The 17,264-nt window shown below is 63.6% G+C and carries 17 protein-coding genes; 8 read left to right on the top strand and 9 right to left on the bottom strand.

Translation table 11 applies throughout. The features are described from left to right. The first annotated feature begins 419 nt into the window (after positions 1–419). Together GNH96_RS01880 and GNH96_RS01875 are read left to right on the top strand one after the other, a co-directional pair. Entirely contained in the window at positions 420–2,279 is a 1,860-nt protein-coding gene (locus GNH96_RS01880; RefSeq protein ID WP_169601755.1) for a methanol/ethanol family PQQ-dependent dehydrogenase, read from the top strand. A 163-nt stretch (positions 2,280–2,442) separates the two neighbouring features. After that, a complete protein-coding gene (locus GNH96_RS01875) occupies positions 2,443–3,297 on the top strand; it encodes a substrate-binding domain-containing protein (RefSeq protein ID WP_169601753.1) in 855 nt (284 codons plus the stop codon). Between the two features lie 58 nt (positions 3,298–3,355). Here GNH96_RS01875 and lysS read toward each other — a convergent pair whose 3' ends face one another. The 6 genes from lysS to GNH96_RS01845 all read right to left on the bottom strand — a co-directional run bounded on the left by lysS (position 3,356) and on the right by GNH96_RS01845 (position 10,257). Next, positions 3,356–4,846 carry a lysine--tRNA ligase gene (lysS, locus tag GNH96_RS01870; protein ID WP_169601751.1) on the bottom strand — a complete coding sequence of 497 codons (1,491 nt, stop codon included), beginning with the start codon at positions 4,844–4,846 and terminating at the stop codon, positions 3,356–3,358. 4 nt (positions 4,847–4,850) lie between these two features. Beyond that, on the bottom strand, positions 4,851–5,894 hold the full coding sequence (prfB, locus tag GNH96_RS01865; RefSeq protein WP_169601749.1) for a peptide chain release factor 2: 1,044 nt from the start codon (positions 5,892–5,894) through the stop codon (positions 4,851–4,853). A 141-nt stretch (positions 5,895–6,035) separates the two neighbouring features. Continuing rightward, the gene (locus GNH96_RS01860) at positions 6,036–6,548 is read right to left on the bottom strand and encodes a Csu type fimbrial protein (protein ID WP_228719974.1); all 513 of its coding nucleotides are present in this window, start codon (positions 6,546–6,548) and stop codon (positions 6,036–6,038) included. Next, positions 6,545–8,971 (bottom strand): fimbria/pilus outer membrane usher protein, encoded by a 2,427-nt coding sequence (locus tag GNH96_RS01855; RefSeq protein WP_169601747.1) that lies wholly within the window; start codon positions 8,969–8,971, stop codon positions 6,545–6,547. The genes GNH96_RS01860 and GNH96_RS01855 overlap by 4 nt, the downstream gene beginning before the upstream one ends. Continuing rightward, positions 8,955–9,686 (bottom strand): fimbrial biogenesis chaperone, encoded by a 732-nt coding sequence (locus GNH96_RS01850; protein WP_169601745.1) that lies wholly within the window; start codon positions 9,684–9,686, stop codon positions 8,955–8,957. The genes GNH96_RS01855 and GNH96_RS01850 overlap by 17 nt, the downstream gene beginning before the upstream one ends. A gap of 28 nt (positions 9,687–9,714) precedes the next feature. After that, on the bottom strand, positions 9,715–10,257 hold the full coding sequence (locus tag GNH96_RS01845) for a Csu type fimbrial protein (RefSeq protein WP_169601743.1): 543 nt from the start codon (positions 10,255–10,257) through the stop codon (positions 9,715–9,717). Positions 10,258–10,537: 280 nt separating this feature from the next. Here GNH96_RS01845 and GNH96_RS01840 point away from each other — a divergent pair, with 280 nt between their 5' ends. Continuing rightward, positions 10,538–10,810 (top strand): hypothetical protein, encoded by a 273-nt coding sequence (locus GNH96_RS01840; protein ID WP_169601741.1) that lies wholly within the window; start codon positions 10,538–10,540, stop codon positions 10,808–10,810. A 481-nt stretch (positions 10,811–11,291) separates the two neighbouring features. Further along, positions 11,292–12,008: a HugZ family pyridoxamine 5'-phosphate oxidase gene (locus GNH96_RS01835; RefSeq protein WP_169601739.1), complete on the top strand. Its 717-nt coding sequence runs from the start codon at positions 11,292–11,294 to the stop codon at positions 12,006–12,008. 6 nt (positions 12,009–12,014) lie between these two features. Here GNH96_RS01835 and GNH96_RS01830 read toward each other — a convergent pair whose 3' ends face one another. Continuing rightward, complete coding sequence (locus GNH96_RS01830; RefSeq protein ID WP_169601737.1) at positions 12,015–12,725, bottom strand: retropepsin-like aspartic protease family protein; 711 nt, start codon at positions 12,723–12,725, stop codon at positions 12,015–12,017. Between the two features lie 179 nt (positions 12,726–12,904). Continuing rightward, a complete protein-coding gene (locus GNH96_RS01825) occupies positions 12,905–13,177 on the bottom strand; it encodes a DUF3862 domain-containing protein (RefSeq protein ID WP_169601735.1) in 273 nt (90 codons plus the stop codon). Positions 13,178–13,336: 159 nt separating this feature from the next. Between GNH96_RS01825 and GNH96_RS01820 the strand changes: the two genes are divergently transcribed. Genes GNH96_RS01820 through hflC form a run of 3 tightly spaced genes read left to right on the top strand, consistent with a single transcriptional unit; the run spans position 13,337 to position 16,026 of the window. Next, positions 13,337–14,035, top strand: a complete 699-nt coding sequence (locus GNH96_RS01820) for an SIMPL domain-containing protein (protein WP_169601733.1) — start codon at positions 13,337–13,339, stop codon at positions 14,033–14,035. Positions 14,036–14,077: 42 nt separating this feature from the next. Then, entirely contained in the window at positions 14,078–15,067 is a 990-nt protein-coding gene (gene hflK / locus GNH96_RS01815) for an FtsH protease activity modulator HflK (RefSeq protein WP_169601731.1), read from the top strand. Next, positions 15,064–16,026, top strand: coding sequence for a protease modulator HflC (gene hflC / locus GNH96_RS01810; protein WP_169601729.1), 963 nt, complete (start codon positions 15,064–15,066; stop codon positions 16,024–16,026). Before hflK ends, hflC begins: the two co-directional genes overlap by 4 nt. Positions 16,027–16,115: 89 nt before the next feature. Here the strand turns inward: hflC and GNH96_RS01805 are convergent, their stop codons facing one another. Beyond that, entirely contained in the window at positions 16,116–16,508 is a 393-nt protein-coding gene (locus tag GNH96_RS01805) for a hypothetical protein (RefSeq protein ID WP_169601727.1), read from the bottom strand. Between the two features lie 107 nt (positions 16,509–16,615). On the opposite strand from GNH96_RS01805, the gene GNH96_RS01800 reads away from it, so the two are divergent. Continuing rightward, a complete protein-coding gene (locus GNH96_RS01800; RefSeq protein WP_169601725.1) occupies positions 16,616–17,212 on the top strand; it encodes a TetR/AcrR family transcriptional regulator in 597 nt (198 codons plus the stop codon). Positions 17,213–17,264: the final 52 nt, after the last annotated feature.

Raw genomic sequence — 17,264 nt, 5'->3', positions numbered from 1 at the left:
GGAAGGGGCGAGAAGACCTGAGAATTCTGTGCGGGCATTTTCTCCTTAAGGCGCATCGATGTTCAACTGCATCGGCTCGGGCGGGCACATGGCTTCGGAAGGCGCGGCTTCTCCTTTCCCGGAGGTCGGCTCGCAGGCTGTGGGTGTGGCGAATTGACGCGCTTCCGTCCGACCCGGGTGGCACGGTCTCCAGGCAAGGAAAAATGCGGCTTCCGGCTGCATTTCCCGGGGTAGGACTCAGGTTGACTTTTATGGCGAAATCCTTCACCTTACGCGTCCAGACGGGCTGGACGGGGCATTTTCATGCCTTTTACCGGGAAAAATTCCGGCGATACCGGCCGCCGTCCTCCCTAGAGTTTTCGGAAATTTTTTCACTAACAAAACGTATTCTGCGGATGCAGATACCAGGAGGAAACAAGATGAAAAAACCCGTGAAAAGCTGGCTCGTCGCAAGTTCCGTAGCATCGTTGCTGGCAGTACCCGGCGTCTCTTTCGCGAACGCCGAAGTGGAAGCACTCACCAAGGATACGAAGAACTTTGCGACTTGGGGTGGCAACTACGCGGGCACGCGTTACAGCACGCTGGACCAGATCAATTTCAAGAATGCCAAGCACCTGCAGCCGGTATGGACGTTCTCCACCGGCATGCTGCGCGGCCATGAGGGCGGTCCGCTCGTCATCAACGACGTGATCTACATTCACACCGGGTATCCCCATAAGGTCTATGCGCTGGATCAGGCGACCCAATCCGTGCTGTGGGAGTACGTCTACGCGCCCGACAAGGGCACCGACCAATCCCAGGTCATCTCCGTGATGTGTTGCGACGTGGTCAACCGTGGTCTGGCCTACGGTGACGGCAAGCTCTTCCTGGCTCAGGGCGATGCCACCCTGGTGGCCCTCGACGCCAAGACCGGCAAAGTCGTCTGGAAGGTCAAGAATGGCGATCCAAAGACCGGCATGACCGCCACCAACGCGCCCCTGGTCGTCAAGGACAAGGTCCTGACGGGCATCTCCGGCGGCGAATTCGGCGTCCGCGGTTTCCTGGCAGCCTACAACATCAAGGACGGCAGCCTGGCCTGGAAGAAGTTCAGTATGGGGCCGGACGACGAAGTCGGCCTGGATCCGGCAAGCACCATGACCTGGACCGACGGCAAAATGGCGCCGGTCGGCAAGGATTCCTCGCTGAAGACGTGGCAGGGCGACCAGTGGAAGATCGGCGGCGGCACGACCTGGGGCTGGTACAGCTATGATCCGGAGCTGAACCTGGTTTATTACGGCTCCGGCAACCCGAGCACCTGGAACCCGGTGCAGCGCCCCGGCGACAACAAGTGGTCGATGACCATCTGGGCTCGCGACGTCGACACCGGTGAGGCCAAATGGGTCTATCAGATGACCCCCCACGACGAATGGGACTACGACGGCATCAACGAAATGGTGCTGGTCGACCAGGAAATGACCGCGAAGGATGGCTCCAAGCACTCCAAGCTGCTGGTCCACTTCGACCGTAACGGCTTCGGCTATACCCTGGACCGCGTCACCGGCGAGCTGCTGGTGGCCGAGAAGTTCGACAAGGCCGTCAACTGGGCGACCCATGTCGACATGAAGACCGGCCGCCCGCAGGTCAATCCGAAGTACTCCACCCAGCACGGTGGTCAGGATGTCGACACCAAAGGCATCTGCCCCTCGGCCATGGGCGCGAAGAACGAGGCTCCGGTCACCTATTCGCCGAAGACCAAGCTCATCTACATTCCGGGTAACCATACCTGCATGAACTATGAGCCGTTCGAAGTCGAATACACCGCTGGCCAGCCGTATGTCGGCGCGACGCTGAACATCTTCCCGGCGAAGGCCAACGTGAAGACCGGCGAGAAGGAGTCGAGCAACCACATGGGTTCCTTCACCGCCTGGGATCCGGCGACCGGCAGCATCGCCTGGCAGGTGGACGAGCCGTTCTCCCTGTGGAGCGGCATGGTCTCGACCGCTGGCGACATCGTCGTCTACGGCACCCTGGAAGGCTATCTGAAGGTGCGTGACGCCAAGACCGGCGAAGAGCTGTACAGGTTCAAGACGCCGTCTGGCATCATCGGCAACGTCAGCACCTGGACCTACAACGGCAAGCAGTATATCGGCGTCCTGTCCGGCATCGGCGGATGGGCCGGCGTGGGCATGGCCGCTGGCCTGGAAGGCGACACCGAAGGTCTGGGTGCGGTGGGCGCCTACAAGGGCCTGAGCAGCCATACCAAGCTGGGCGGTGTGTTCACCGTGTTCACTCTGCCCTAAGAACCGGTCGGGTTCCGTGAGCTGAGCGCCGGCTTCGGCCGGCAAACGAATACCCCGGATCGGTGACCCGATCCGGGGTATTTTCGTTCGTGCCGGATGCGAATGGTGACACTCTCGCCAATCGGCCGTCCGGTCACGAGCGCTTATTTCGGATCACAGCAACATGATGACAAAAACAGGTTTGATTTCCGCCGGGTTTGCCTGGCTGCTCACTGCGGTCGCAGCCCAGGCGGCTGGCGACGCCTTCAAGGTTTGCGCCGATCCCAACAATCCGCCGTATTCCGATCAGAAGGGCGGCGGGTTCGAGAACAAGATCGCCGAGCTCTTTGCCAAGGAGCTGGACAAGAAGCTCGTCTACACTTGGTTTCCGCAGCGCATGGGGTTCATCCGCAACACGCTGAAGGCCAAGGAGCCGGACTCGGAAGAATACAAGTGCGACGTGGTGATGGGCTTGCCCGCGGGTTACGACCAGGCCGCGACCACCAAGCCGTACTACCGATCCACTTACGCCTTGGTTTACGTCAGGAAGAAGGGTTGGGACGACATTCATTCAGCCGCGCATCTGGATGCGCTGTCTCCGGATCGGAAGGCGAAACTCCGGATCGCGATGTTCGACGGCTCGCCGGCCACGACATGGCTACTCAAGCACAAGCTGGTGGAGCAAGGTGTCCCTTACCAGTCGATGACTGCGGACGCAACGATCAACACTGCCCAGACCCTGGAGAAGGAACTGCTCGCCGGCAAGATCGACATGGCGATCGTCTGGGGGCCGATGGCGGGCTACCTGGTCCATCACAACAAGCCGGGCACCTTCGCCATGATTCCCATGCAATCCGAGGAGGGGGTGCGCTTCGACTTTCCGATGTCGATGGGGGTCCGGATTCCAGACAAGGCGCGGAAAGAGCAGCTCGAAGCGCTCATCGACAAGAAGGCCGCGGATATCGAGGTGCTGCTCAAGAAATACCACGTCCCGCTGCTGGACAAGGACGGAAAGCTTCTCACCCCGGCCGAAGAGTGATCGTCCGCTTGTTGCGGGCCCGCGGGCGGCCCGCAACGGGCTCGTCAAGGCTTCGTGCTCAGCTTTCCGGCCGCATGTGGGGGAACAGGATGACGTCGCGGATGGAGGGCGAGTCGGTGAAGAACATCACCAGGCGGTCGATGCCGATGCCTTCGCCGGCGGTGGGCGGCAGGCCGTATTCCAGGGCGCGGATGTAGTCGGCATCGTAGTGCATGGCCTCCTCGTCGCCGGCGGCCTTGTCCTCCACCTGCTTCCGGAACCGCTCGGCCTGGTCTTCCGGATCGTTGAGCTCGGAAAAGCCGTTGGCCAGCTCGCGTCCGCCCACGAAGAACTCGAAGCGGTCGGTGATGAACGGATTCTCGTCGTTGCGCCGCGCCAAGGGAGACACCTCGGCCGGGTAGGCGGTGATGAAGGTCGGCTCGTCCAGCCGGTCTTCCACGGTCTGCTCGAAGATCTCGGTCTGGATCTTGCCGAGCCCGTCGCCCGCGGCGACCGGGATGCCCAACCGGGCCGCGATCCTGGCGGCGCTTTCGCGCTCGGCCAGCTCTTCCGCCCGGATGTCCGGGTTGTAGTGGAGGATCGATTCCAGCACCGTCATACGCCGGAACGGCTGTCCCAGATCGTAATCCTTGCCCTGATGGGTCACGACGGCGCCGCCCAGCAGGCTCTCCGCAATCCCCCGCATCAGCGCTTCGGTCAGGTCCATCAGGTCCCGGTAATCGGCATAGGCCTGATAGAACTCGATCATCGTGAATTCGGGGTTGTGCCGGGTGGATAGCCCCTCGTTGCGGAAGCTGCGGTTGATCTCGAACACCTTCTCGAAGCCGCCCACCACCAGCCGCTTGAGGTAGAGCTCCGGGGCGATGCGCAGGTACAGGTCCAGCCCCAAGGCGTTGTGATGGGTGACGAACGGCTTGGCGCGGGCGCCGCCGGGGATCACCTGCATCATCGGCGTCTCCGCCTCGATGAAGCCGCGCTCGCTCAGGAATTCGCGGATGTAGCGCACGATGGCGCTGCGCAACTGGAACACCCGGCGCGAGTCCTCGTTCATGATGAGGTCCACGTAGCGCTGGCGGTAGCAGGTCTCGGCATCGGTCAGGCCGTGGAACTTCTCGGGCAGCGGGCGCAGCGACTTGGTGAGGAGGCGGATGTCCGCCGCCTTCACCGACAGTTCGCCGGTCTTGGTGCGGAACACCGTGCCTTCCACGCCGATCACGTCGCCGATGTCCCAGCCCTTGAAATCGTCGTAGACGCCTTCGGCCAGGGCGTCCCGCTGCAGGAATATCTGGATGCGGCCGGACATGTCCTGGATATGGGCGAAGCTGGCCTTGCCCATGATGCGCTTGCCCATCAGCCGCCCGGCCAGCTTGACCGAAGCGGCGATTTCCTCCAGCGCCTCCGCCGTTTCCTCCCCGTAGCGTGCGTGCAGTTCGGCGGCCACGCCGTCGCGGCGGAAATCGTTGGGGAAGGCGATGCCGGCTTGCCGCAGCTCGGCGAGCTTTTCGCGGCGCAGCGCGATCAGTTTGTTTTCGTCTTGCAGTTCGCTCATGTCTTTACAGGCCGCTCTTCAGGCTGGCTTCGATGAACAGGTCCAGGTCGCCGTCGAGCACCGCCTGGGGGTTGCCGGTTTCCACGTTGGTGCGCAGGTCCTTGATGCGCGACTGGTCCAGCACGTAGGAGCGGATCTGGCTGCCCCAGCCGATGTCGGACTTGGAGTCTTCCAGTTTCTGCTTCTCGGTGTTGCGCTTCTGCATCTCCAGCTCGTAGAGCTTGGCGCGCAACTGCTTCATGCACCAGTCGCGGTTGGCGTGCTGGGAGCGCTGGTTCTGACACTGCACCACGATGCCGGTCGGGACATGGGTGATGCGCACCGCCGATTCGGTCCGGTTGACGTGCTGCCCGCCGGCGCCGCTGGCGCGGTAGACGTCGGTGCGCAGATCGGCCGGATTGATGTCGATGTCGATGTTGTCGTCGATCTCGGGCGAGACGAAGACGGAGGAAAAAGAAGTATGCCGGCGGTTGCCCGAGTCGAACGGCGATTTCCGCACCAGCCGGTGGACGCCAGTTTCGGTGCGCAACCAGCCGTAGGCGTATTCGCCTTCGAAGCGGATGGTCGCGCTCTTGATGCCGGCGACTTCGCCCGGCGACTCTTCCACCAGCTCGGTCTTGAAGCCCTTGCGCTCTCCCCAGCGAAGGTACATGCGCTCCAGCATCTGCGCCCAGTCCTGGGCCTCCGTGCCGCCGGAACCGGCCTGGATGTCCAGGAAGGCGCTGTTCGGGTCCATTTCGCCGGAGAACATGCGGCGGAACTCCATTTCGGCGACGACGCTTTCATAGTGCGCCAGATCCGCGGCGACCGATTCGACGCTGTCCTCGTCGTCTTCCTCGACCGCGAGCTGGAGCAGCTCCTCCGCATCGCTGACGCCGGCCGCAATCTCGTTCAGCCGGTTGACCACGCCTTCCAGTTGGGTGCGTTCCTTGCCGAGCGCCTGGGCGCGTTCCGGGTTGTCCCAGATTTTCGGGTCTTCCAGTTCGCGCAGGACTTCGGTCAGGCGTTCCTGCTTGGTTTCGAAGTCAAAGATACCCCCTAAGAGCATCCTGGCGGCTCTTGAGGTCTTTGATCTGATTGTAGAGAGGATTGAGTTCGCGCATGGCGGTAATCCGTTGAAAAACCGCATATCCTACTACAATGGCGAAAACGCCGCAGTAGAAAGCGTTCGGCTTGCGTCCGCGAAGTATCAGTACGTCAGTGTTATGGTGATCGTGTCGGTATAGGTGCCGGCGTAAACGTCCTGGAGCGCCGGGATGAGACCGTAAATGTTGTGGATCACCTGTTGCGCGGGACTGGTAGGGCTCAACAGCATAGTGCCCCGCAGAGGCAGGGTGCCGCCGCTTCCATCGCCCCAGACCGTCACCCTGGCCGCGTCCAGATACAGGTTGTAGCCGAGCGATCCTTTGCCGCCCCGCATCTGCCGGGGGTTGTAGCTGCCGCCGAAGCCACGGCTCAGCGCCACCGTGTATTGGACCCGCTGCGTCTGCTTTTCGTTCTTGAGCTGGCAAGTGATCCCGACGGTGCCCACGCCGCTGCTGTTCGGGTTGGAGTCCGTGGGATCGTAGACCGAGTGCGGGACGCCGATGTTGCCGATGTCGCACTGGTACGGTTCCGCGCCAGACATTCCGGGACACGCCAGCAGGGAGAAAAGCATGGCTGCCGCCCTCCATTGGCGGCCTTTCCAGACATCGCGCTTCATCGGCGGACTCCCGCGCAAACGAATTTTCCCAGATCCGGCAGCATATCTTCGGATTCCGGATAATCGGCCTCGATCGTGCATCGCTCTCCGTTCCAGTCGACCTTCAGCTCGTTCCGCGCGGACAGACCCGTCAGATAGACCTCGCCATCCATGCCGACGGGAAATTCATCCGCGATTCCCTCCACGGTGACCGTCGCCCCGGCGGGGATCGGTTTGCCGTCTTCCAGCAGAATCGTCAGCGTCGCCCCGCGCGAGCGCCGGATCGGGAAGTCCACCACCACGCCGCTGCGGAAATAAGGCGTGACCGGCAAGGAGAGGGTCCCGATCTGCGCATCCATCGGCAGGTCTTCATCATCGACCCGCACGTCGTTGACGTCGTAGGCCCGCAGGCGCGGCAGCACCACGTACCCTTCTTCGTCGGTCCGGCCGATCAACTGATTGTCCGCATAGACCCTGACGTCCTTGTAGCTGCCCACCTTCGCGATGGCAAAGCTGTCCTGGATTCGCCGCGACAGGAACGGATGTCCTTCGATGAGGCCGATGCCGCCGGAGCCGAAGGCGCGTTCGGCGAAATCTCCCTGGAAGTGTGCGACCTCGGCGCTGAACAGTCCGAAATCGGTCTGCGCGGTGAGTTGCGCGGCCTGGCGGTTGTTGGTGCTGGCGTCCAGCCGGTAACCCCACCCCGGTCCCCAGCCGGGAGTATGGATCAACTGGGCATCGAACTCCAACTGCGTGGGCGAGCCTTGCAAGCGGGTTGCCCGGGCGTTGGCCGTGGCGTACGTCCGCTCTCCCAAGGGCAGGGTGAGAATGGCCGCGACCTGGGCGCCCTCGAAGTCCGATTTGGTATAGCTCGCCGCAACGCTCAGGGTCAGGCCTCCCCAGAGGTTCTGGGTGTAGTTCGCGACATAGGTGTCGACATGGGGCCGGTCGAAGTAGTTGGCCGAGCCGTATCGGAGGGAAACGCTCGATCCGCTGGTGACGGTGAGGCCGCAGAACGCATCGCTCAGTTGCTTGGGAGCGAACTGGCCCTGCTCGATGCCGAGCTGGGTGAAGTTCTGGTTGGTGAAATAGGAGCTGGCGCCGTAGCTGAAGGTCTCGCCCTGGTGTGTGAAGCCCAGGCCGCCGAGCCCTCCCCAGCCCTGGCCGCCGCTGACGCCCAGCGCCGCATCGACCACGCCGTAGGTGCCGATCAGGAACGAGCCTCCGGCCGCCACGGCGGCCTGATCGCGGACCACCTGTCCGTGCAGTTCGCCGGTCAGCCAGGAGTTCAAGCCGCGCCGGTAGGTGGCGCTGCCGAACGGCGCGCCGTAGCTCATGCTGTCCGTGCCGTAATAGCGGCGCAGGAAACCGGCTTCGTAGGAAAAATCGGCCAGCCCTTCCCTCAGCATGGACCTGCCGACGTAGAAGGGCTGCGTGATCACCTGTTCGCGCCCGAGCAGATCGCGCGCCACGACGCGGATTTCGCCGCTGCCGTTGGTGGCGGGCAGGTCGCGTATTTGAAACGGGCCGGCGGGCAGGTTCTGCCGGTCCACCAGGGTGGCGTTCAGGAAGATGTCGAGGCTCGATGCTTCGGCCAGACTGCCCATGACGGCCGGCTGCGGATAACGGTAGAAGCGGGGCTGAAGGCCGAAATTGGTGGCGTACTGGATGCCGGCGAAGCGGGCCTGGTGGCCGCGCTGCCAGGGGCGCACGATGTTGTCGCCCAACTGCAGACTGGCCATGTTCGCCGGGTCGTCCATGAGCCATGTGGTGTACAGGCGGGTGAGCTGGAGTTCCGAGCCGGCCTGGCCACTGGTGTGCCGGGCGAGGAAGGCGGAGGTGCCCAGGCCGTAACGGTTCGATATCCCGAGCTCCGCCGCGCCTCCCTGGAGATCGCCCTGGGGTGAATGCATGATGTTGAAATCGTAGTTCAGGAAACCCGCGAAACCGCTCCGCTCAGGCTTAGGTCGAGCCAGGCGGCCGCCGGCCTCGACCACCGTGCCGGCCAGCAGGGACGGTTCGACCTTCAATACCAGCGTCTGCCGGGCATCGTCGATGCGGGCCTCGACGATGCCCGGGTTCGCCAGCAGCAGGTAGTCCTGGCCGTCGTGCGGGACGGTCTTGGCGCGGGGCAGCCGCAGCCGCCAGCTTTCCGCCTCATGTCCCGGCACGTACAGCGCTCCATCCCGCCCGCGCAACACCAGCGCCCCTTCCGATACCTTTTCGCCGTTCAGCTCGACCGCCAGCAGACGCTCCTCCGGGTCCGCGCGAGGTTCGGCCGTGCCGGATGCCTGAGTCTGCGGCTCCGCGGGCTGGGATGATACGGGTTCGGCCGGGGCAGGGGGGGGGGGGCTAGCTTGCTCCCGCGAACGGCCCGTGACGGGCATCAGGAGCAGCAGGACGGCGACGAGAGCCGGGCTGGAACATTCAAGGCATCTCCACATCCACGTCGCTCTCGATGACGCCGGCGTTGGTGGATGCCCGGACATGGGCGGTTTCGGATTCGGCCTCCAGGACCTCGGCGGGGAAAACCCAGCTTTGCCGGCCTCCGGGAAATACCGAAACCGGACCTCGTCCCTGGGGTCTGCCGGCGGTGCCGCGGATGGTCAGTTCGTCGACGGCAAGCAGGGCCGAGCCCTCGTTCCGCGCGGTGATTTCCAGCCCGCCGTCGGGGCGCTTGGCCCCGCTCCACACGATCCGCGGCGGGGCGGGGGCCGCCGGCTGGACCAGTACCGGCAGGCTCAGCCGCAGGGCGATTTGTACCCCGGCGAATCCGGCCTTGGGCGGCGGCGGAACTTCCTGGACGAACAGCCGGTAGGCCAGTCCGCGGTGGGGGTCCACGGGGCGGCGCAGTCCCACGCGGAGCACCTGGGACCCGCCCGGCGCCACCGTGGCGATGGGCGGGGTGACGATCAGATCCTTGGTCGGGGTATAGCGGTCCTCTTTGCCCTCGCGGGTCCAGGCGACGATGGAGTTCTGGATGACGAGCCTGTCTCCGCTTTCATTCTTCAGCGTCACGGCCGCCGTGGGCTTGGCGGCGGTCAGCTCGATGCGGGTGGGGGACACCCCCAACTGGGCCGCAACAAGCTGGGGCGATGGGAAAAGAAGCGCGGCCAGGACCGGCAAGAGCCGCCCGGCCGCCAATGGCAATGAAATCATAGACGATGCAAGGCATCCTTGCGGCGGCCTAGAAGGTTACGGTCGCCACGACGGTATCGTTGTAGGTGCCGGCCGGGACGTCCTGGCCGGCGGGAATCTCACCGTAGATGTCTATAGATGTCCATCCACTGTTAGTCGCCGTGTAATCGTAGTCGTTCGAAGTGTCGCAGCCCCACACGGTGGTGTAGCCGCCCTGATAAAGGTTGTAGGCCAGCGAATCCGCTCCGAGAGTCATCTTCCGTACCGGGGTGCCGGTGCATGTCGCACCCGAACCGGTGCCCGCGCTCAGCGTGATCGGATATGCTGTTGCTGATCTTGTGCATTTCACCCGGATCTGGCCATTGCTGACCTGAACGGGTGCCGTCTCGGTGGGGTCGTAATTGCCGAACGTAACGGGGGCAAGGGTCTCTATCTTGCAGGCGTGCACGACAACCGCGCTTACGCCGACGTTTGCCGTTGCCGTCGCCGCTTCCGCGGTTCCCGCGCCGGCCACGAAAACAACCGAAGCGGCCAGGCTCGCAAAGCCGGCTGTACGGCGGAGGAACGCGTGTTTCGAAACGAGGATGTTCATGACTTGACTCCTTACATTACATTGTCGTTGTTGGTTCACGTGTGGGCTCCGGCCGCTCGGGGGAATTTTTTACCGCGGCGCGAGCGGAGGAGGCGCCTTGTTTATATCAAACAAAGGTAAAAAATTCTCTAATGTGCGTCAATTTTAACCGAATTGAAGGAAAATCTCTCCGCCACGCGGGGAAGGTGACGTAGGTTGGTGGCCGGCGGCGCTTTGGGAAGGCGGGTTGAGGTGTTATCTTTGGGGCCATCCGGGGAAACTGGCCGATTGCGGAGCTGGCATGGCTGAAGTGACTGTGACTCGATGCGACGATTCGACCTTCGAAGTGGTGGTGGAAGGTGTGGCCACGACTTCGCATGCCGTGACGGTCGATCCGTCCTACGCGGCCAGGATCGCGGGGGCCGCGGTACCGGTGGAGACGCTGGTGCGCCGCTCCTTCGATTTTCTGCTGGAACGGGAGCCGAACACCGCCATCCTGCGACGGTTCGATCTTTCCGTGATCGGGCGTTATTTCCCCGAATATGAGCGGGTGATACGGGGCATGTTGCCGTAAGTACCGTCCGCGGTTCCCTCTCCCTCTGGGAGGGATCGACGTGCGCAATGCGCACCGGATTGTTCCCTGGAACCTGTAGGGTGGATAAGCGAAGCGCATCCACCTCCGCGCAGACTCGAAGAGCGGCGGAGCCGACTCGGAGAGCGGCGGAGCTGACTCGGAGAGCGGCGGAGCCGAATTTGGCGGATGCGCTGCCGCTTATCCGCCCTACGGTCTGGGCAATGGCGTTAAGTTAAGAAAAAACTTGTCGTTCCGGCAGGGAGTGCCGGAACCCAGAAGCCACGGATGGCGAAAGCCCTTCACGTCCATGTGACCTGGATTCATGCCGGGCTCTCCTGCCCGGCACCCTGCGGGCCCGTGCCAATCCGCTTCCGGCGGATTGGTCCGGCAATCCCTGCCGGTATGACGGCTTAACTTAACGGCATTGCCCAAAGGAAGACGGGGATGGGCTAGCGGTTGAGATTGAGGAAGGACTTGGATCATGGCGGAATTGGACGAAATCGGAATCGAAGCGCGCGCGCTGCTGAATCAGGCGTATGACGGCGTGCTTTCCACGCATTCGGCGGACATGCCGGGATATCCCTTCGGCTCGGTGATGCCGTACTGCTTGGATCGGGGCGGCGTACCCGTCATCTACATCGCCAACATCGCCCAGCACACCCGGAATGTCCAGGCGAACCCCAAGGTCTCGCTGATCGTGCTCGACCGCAGCGTCGGGGACGTGCAGACCAACGGCCGGCTGACCCTCCTCGCGGACGCGCAGCCCGTGCCGGAGGACGACGTGGATGCCGCCGAGCGTTATTTCTCCTTTTTCCCCGACGCCCGCCGTTTCCACAACACCCATTCCTTCGCCTTCTACCGGCTGATGCCGGTGCGCCTGCGCTACATCGGCGGCTTCGGGCGTATCCATTGGCTGTCGCCGGAACGGGTGCTGCGGCCCAACCCCTTCCGGGCAGAGGAGGAGCGGGCGATGCTGGAGCACATGAACGCCGACCACCGCCAGGCGATGCGCCGGTATTGCGAGGCGGGCGGTGTGGCCCTCGAGGCCGGCTGCGAGCCGGCCCTGGTCGGGATCGACGGGGAGGGATTCCAGCTCCGGGTGGGTTCCAGGGTGGTGCGTTTCGCCTTTCCCGCTCCTGTTTCCACGCAGGCGGAAGTGAGGGCGGCCCTGGTGGCGATGGCGCGCTCCGGCCAGTGAGGCGGGCTATTTCGCCAGGAGCACGATCTCGTCGTGTTCGTCGTCGATGGTGACGCGGAACCGGTTCAGATAGCTCATGCCCAGCAGCATCGCGCCGTTCAGTCGTTTGTCGGCGATGAAGCTGACCGGGACGTTCTCGGCGGAGGCGGGGCCGACGGTGACGGAGGGAAGCACGCCGGTCTGGGTGCGGACCTGGCCGCTCGCGGTCTGGCTGATGCCGGCGGAAAGCCTTTCGGCATCGAATCCCAGGGTGTTGATCATCGAGGTCGGCAGCACCACCGTCGATGCGCCGGTGTCGACCAGGACGGATACGGTCCGTGGAACTCCGTTCGGGCCGACCAGAATGGCCTCCACCTGGTGATGAGCGCCGATGCGGAGGGTGGGGATGGTCGAGCTCGGCGGCGGTTTCCCTCCGCCGCGGGCGGTGCCGGTGATGACCAGCCGCTCGATCCGCCCCGGCCGGCTTTCCGCCAGAATGTAGTTGTAACCCTGCAATAGCGCCTTCAGGCGGTCTTTGATACCGCCTTCGGCGGTGCGGCCCGGTTCGGCGCTCAAGCGGTCGAGCCCTTCGATCGAGAATCCGTGTTCCTGCGCCAGTGCGGCGAGCTGATCCGCCAGCCCGCCCGCTTCAGCGCCAGCCGGCCACAGCCCGAAGATCGCGCATGCCAGCAGATACGGCCGGGCGATTCCCGGCCAGGGGTCTTTGGAGCTAGCCATTCAGAGGCCGGTGTTCGAATAGTCCCGTAGGGCGGATGCCGGCAGGCGATCCGCCGCATCTGGCGGAACCCGAAAAGACGGTTCCGCCCTACCCGCTGGTCGGGCTCCCTCGCTACGCTCTCCCTCACCCCGGCCTTCTCCCAGAGGGAGAAGGGAGCAAAGGTGCGGCGACTTTCACGTTAAAGGCCGGTGTTCGAATAGAACAATATCTTCTCGCCCATGAACTGCACGCTGATGGTCTTGGGGTCCTTGCCCCAGACGCAGCTCTTGACCGAAACCACGGACTGGCAGTTCTCCGGTTGGCCGAGCAGCTCGACGACCTTGGAATATTCCATGCCGATGGCGAGCTTGTCGTAGTTCTCGCGGGTCACCTTGTTTTCGCAGGCGGCCAGGATCAGCCCGAGTGCGGCCGGCAGCAGGGCGCGTGTCATGCCACGCAGGCGTTGCTTCATATCGTCACTTCCGGAAGTGGGAGAGGAATGGGGTTCGATGATCCCTTAAACGGTCCCGGGGAGGCAAGCGGTGCAATCCGCGGTGACTTGCAGCATACTGCCCGTGCCCTATACAGCCGGGGCACCGTGATCGCAACCTGCCAAGAGGGGGAACTTGCCTTGAATGCGCGAATCCGGGTTTTGGGTTTTCTGCTGGCGTCGTCGGCCCTGTCCGCCGTGCAGGCGGACGAGCGAGCGCCATTGACTTACGACCGAATCGATCTATCGTCCGAAGCTCAGGGCGAGGTCCAGAACGACATCCTCGTCGCCATGCTTTCCAGCGAGATGGAGGGCCCCAAGGCCGCGGCCCTGGCCGTCGAGGTCAACAAGACCATTGCCAAGGCGGTCGACCGGATCAAGCAGGTGCCGGAGATCAAGGTACAGACCCTCGGTTACCAGACTTCGCCGGTCTACCAGAAGGAGCGCATCAGCGGCTGGCGGGTGAAGCAGTCGATCCGGCTGGAAAGCCTCGATGCCGGCAAGCTCGGCGGCCTGCTGGGGGAGCTTCAGCAGCAGCTTCATCTCGAATCCGTCGGTTACGAAACCTCGCCGCAGAAACGTAAAGAAGCCGAAGACGGCTTGATCAAAGAAGCGCTGGGGGCGTTCCGCCAGCGTGCCGAATTGGTGACCCGCGAACTGGGCCGCAGCCGCTACCGGATCGTCGCCCTGCGGGTCGATACCGGCGGTCCGCCGGTCCGGCCGATGGCGCTGGGCATGCGCGCCATGGCCGTGGAGGCGGCCGCGCCGGTACCGATCGAAGCCGGCACGCAGAAGGTCGAGGTGAACGTGAGCGGCACCGTCGAGCTCCAGCTAAACTGATCGAGACCCGCTTTTTTCTCAGTTCGTCGACGAGGAGCCGGTATGGAAAATTCGAACTCTCCCTGGGGACGCATCTCCAAGCCACTGCCCGGATCGCTGCCGGCTTCGCCTGCCCGCATCGTCCTGATCGTGTTGGCGGTCATGGCGCTGTGGACCGCCTATTACACGATTCCCGCCGAATCCGAAGGCGTCGTGCGCCGGTTCGGCAAGTACATCCGCAAGGTGCCGCCGGGCCTCCATTTCAAGCTGCCCTACGGCATCGACAGCGTCATCGCCGTGCCGACCCAGCGCCAGCTCAAGCTGGAGTTCGGGTTCGCCACGACGGGCGCGACCAATCCGGACCAGGTGGGTCGTGAACCCGGCAAGGAACGTTCCATGGTCACCGGCGACCTGAATTCGGCATTGGTCGAGTGGATCGTGCAATACCGTATCACCGAGCCGCAAGACTATCTGTTCGCGGTGCGCGATCCCGGCCTCACCCTGCGCGACATTTCCGAGTCCGTCATGCGCACCGTGGTCGGCGATCGGACGGTGGACGAAATCATCACCATCGGGCGGCAGGAGATCGAAGAAACCTCGCTGCAGCGAATGCGCACGCTGGCCGAGCTTTATCACCTGGGCGTCTCCATCAGCCAGGTGCAGCTCAAGAACGTCAATCCGCCGGAGCCGGTCCAGTCCTCATTCAACGAAGTCAACCGGGCCCAGCAGGACCGCGAAAACGTCATCAACCTCGCCAACGGCGAATACAACAAGGCGGTGCCCCGCGCCCGCGGCGAGGCCGACCAGCAGATCCGGGCGGCGGAAGGATACCGCTTCAAGCGGATCAACGAGGCGGAAGGCGACGTCGCGGCCTTCAGCGCCGTGCTGGAGCAGTACGTCAAGGCGCCGGAGGTGACGCGCACCCGGCTCTACCTCGAAACCATGGGCGACGTGCTGCCACAGGCCAAGCAGTCGATCGTGGTCGACGAGACGGTGCAGCAGATATTGCCGATGCTGCCCCTGCCGGCCGCCACGCAGGAGGAAAAGCGATGATCGCCGCAAGACACCTGGTTTCCCTCGTGGCCGCGCTGGTGCTGCTGGCGCTGTATCTGTCCGCTTACACCGTCGACCAGACCCAGCAGGTCATCGTCACCCAGTTCGGCCGTCCGGTGGGCGAGCCGATCACCGACCCCGGACTGCACTTCAAGCTGCCTTTCGTCCAGCAGGTCAACCGTTTCGACAAGCGCTACCTGGCCTGGGACGGCCCCATGGTCGAAATGTCCACCAAGGACAAGACGTACATCCAGGTCGACACCTTCGCCCGCTGGCGCATCACCGACGCCATGCGCTACTACCTGCGGCTGCGGGACGAGCGCAGCGCCCAGTCGCGGCTGGAGGACATTCTCGGCAGCGAGACCCGCACCGCGATCGCGCGGCACGAGCTGATCGAGGTCGTGCGCAGCGACAAGGTGCGTCAGCCTTTGCGGGACGAAGGCCTCGCCGCGCAGTTGCCGGAGGTGGGGCTGCGCCCGACCCGGGTCGGGCGGCAGCAGATCGAGAAAGACGTGTTCGAGAGTGCGGCCCCCAAGCTGGCGGAATTCGGCATCGAGCTGCTCGACGTGCGCTTCAAGCGCCTCAACTACAACCCGGAGGTGCTGGAGCGCATCCACCAGCGCATGATCAGCGAGCGCCTGCAGATCGCCCAGCGCTTCCGTTCGGAAGGGGAGGGCGAGGCGGCCCGCATCGCCGGCAACAAGGAGCGCGACATCAACGAGATCGCGTCCACCGCCTACAAGCGGGTCCAGGAGATCGTGGGCGAAGCCGATGCCAAGGCCACCGGAATCTATGCCAAGGCCTACACCCAGCGCCCCGAGGCCGCCGAGTTCTACCGCTTCCTCAAGAGCATGGAGACCTACCGCAGGATCATCGACCGCGACGCCACCATCGTCCTGTCCACCCGCAGCGACCTGTTTTCCCTGCTCAAGCGCATCGAGACTGAGCGGAAGCCTTGATGCGCAAGCGGCGACGATGAGAGCCGGATGGGCCGGATGACGGGTGTTGTGGAATCGGCACCGGTGGCGAAGCCTTGCCGAAGGGTCGTTCAGTCTTTCAGCAGAACCCGCTTCACCGCCTCGCGCATCTCGTCCTTGGATGAAGCGAAGCGCTCGAACTGATCGGGCGTCAGGATCCGCTGCAGCTCGGCATCCTTGTTTTCCTGGATCGCCTTGGCCTCGAGCATCTTGCCGAGGCCTCCGTCGGCGCTCTTGATCACGGGTTCCATCTGTTCGGCGTATTTTTGATTGATGGCGGCGATCTTGGGCATCTGGGCATCCGTCAAGGCCAGACGGCTCTTCATGTAATCCGTCTGGGCCGCGGCCCGCTGGCTGGGCGTCGTGGCTTTGAGCTGGTCGAAGTCCTCCGCGCGGGCGGGGGTGCTCAATGCAATGGCCAGGAATAGACTGAGTTTGAGGGCGGTCCTGAGAGCTTTGTTCATTTCGTCGGGCTCATGCGAGGTGTTGGGGCGGTAAAGATCACCCAATCCCGGCTCCGGTCGAATCGATGTCCTTGCCGGAATTAGACGACCGGTCGTATCATTCTGGCATGGCGAAAACCGCGACCAAACAACTGACCCGGGAAAGGCTGCTGAACGAAGGCGTGGCTTTGCTCATGGAACAAGGCTATCACGGCACCGGACTGCAGGACATCCTGCACAGCGTGGGCGTGCCGAAGGGTTCGTTCTACAACTACTTCGCCAGCAAGGAGGAATTCGGCGCCGAGGTGATCCGGCATTACATCGAGCCGTTCATCCTGCAGCTCGACGGCCATCTCCGGAATTCCGCGCTGAACGGCGCCCAAGCCCTGCAGGCGTATTTCCGCGAGCTGATCGAAGAGGCCGGCCGCCGTCAATTCAAGGGCGGCTGCCTGCTGGGCAACCTGATGGGGGAGATCGGGGACACCAGCGATGCCTGCCGTGAGGCGCTGCGGGAGGCGCTGCACCGTTATCGGGACAAGCTGGCGCAAGGCATCGCCCGTGCCCAGGACGACGGCCTGTTCCGGTGCGACAAGACCGCCGAAGACCTGGCCGATTTCCTCGTGGACGCCTGGCAGGGGGCCTTGTTGCGGATGAAGATCGAACAGTCGACCCGTCCGCTGGAAGAATGTTGCCGCAACCTGTTGGAGGGGTATTTCCGAGCCTGAAAAATTTTTGAGCAGTTTCGAGACGACCGGTCATATAACACACAAGAATGAG

The sequence above is a fragment of the Methylococcus geothermalis genome (assembly GCF_012769535.1).
GTDB classification, from domain to species: domain Bacteria; phylum Pseudomonadota; class Gammaproteobacteria; order Methylococcales; family Methylococcaceae; genus Methylococcus; species Methylococcus geothermalis.
The sequence above is the reverse complement of the archived record's forward strand: the minus strand, read 5'-3'. Positions and strand labels throughout refer to the sequence as shown.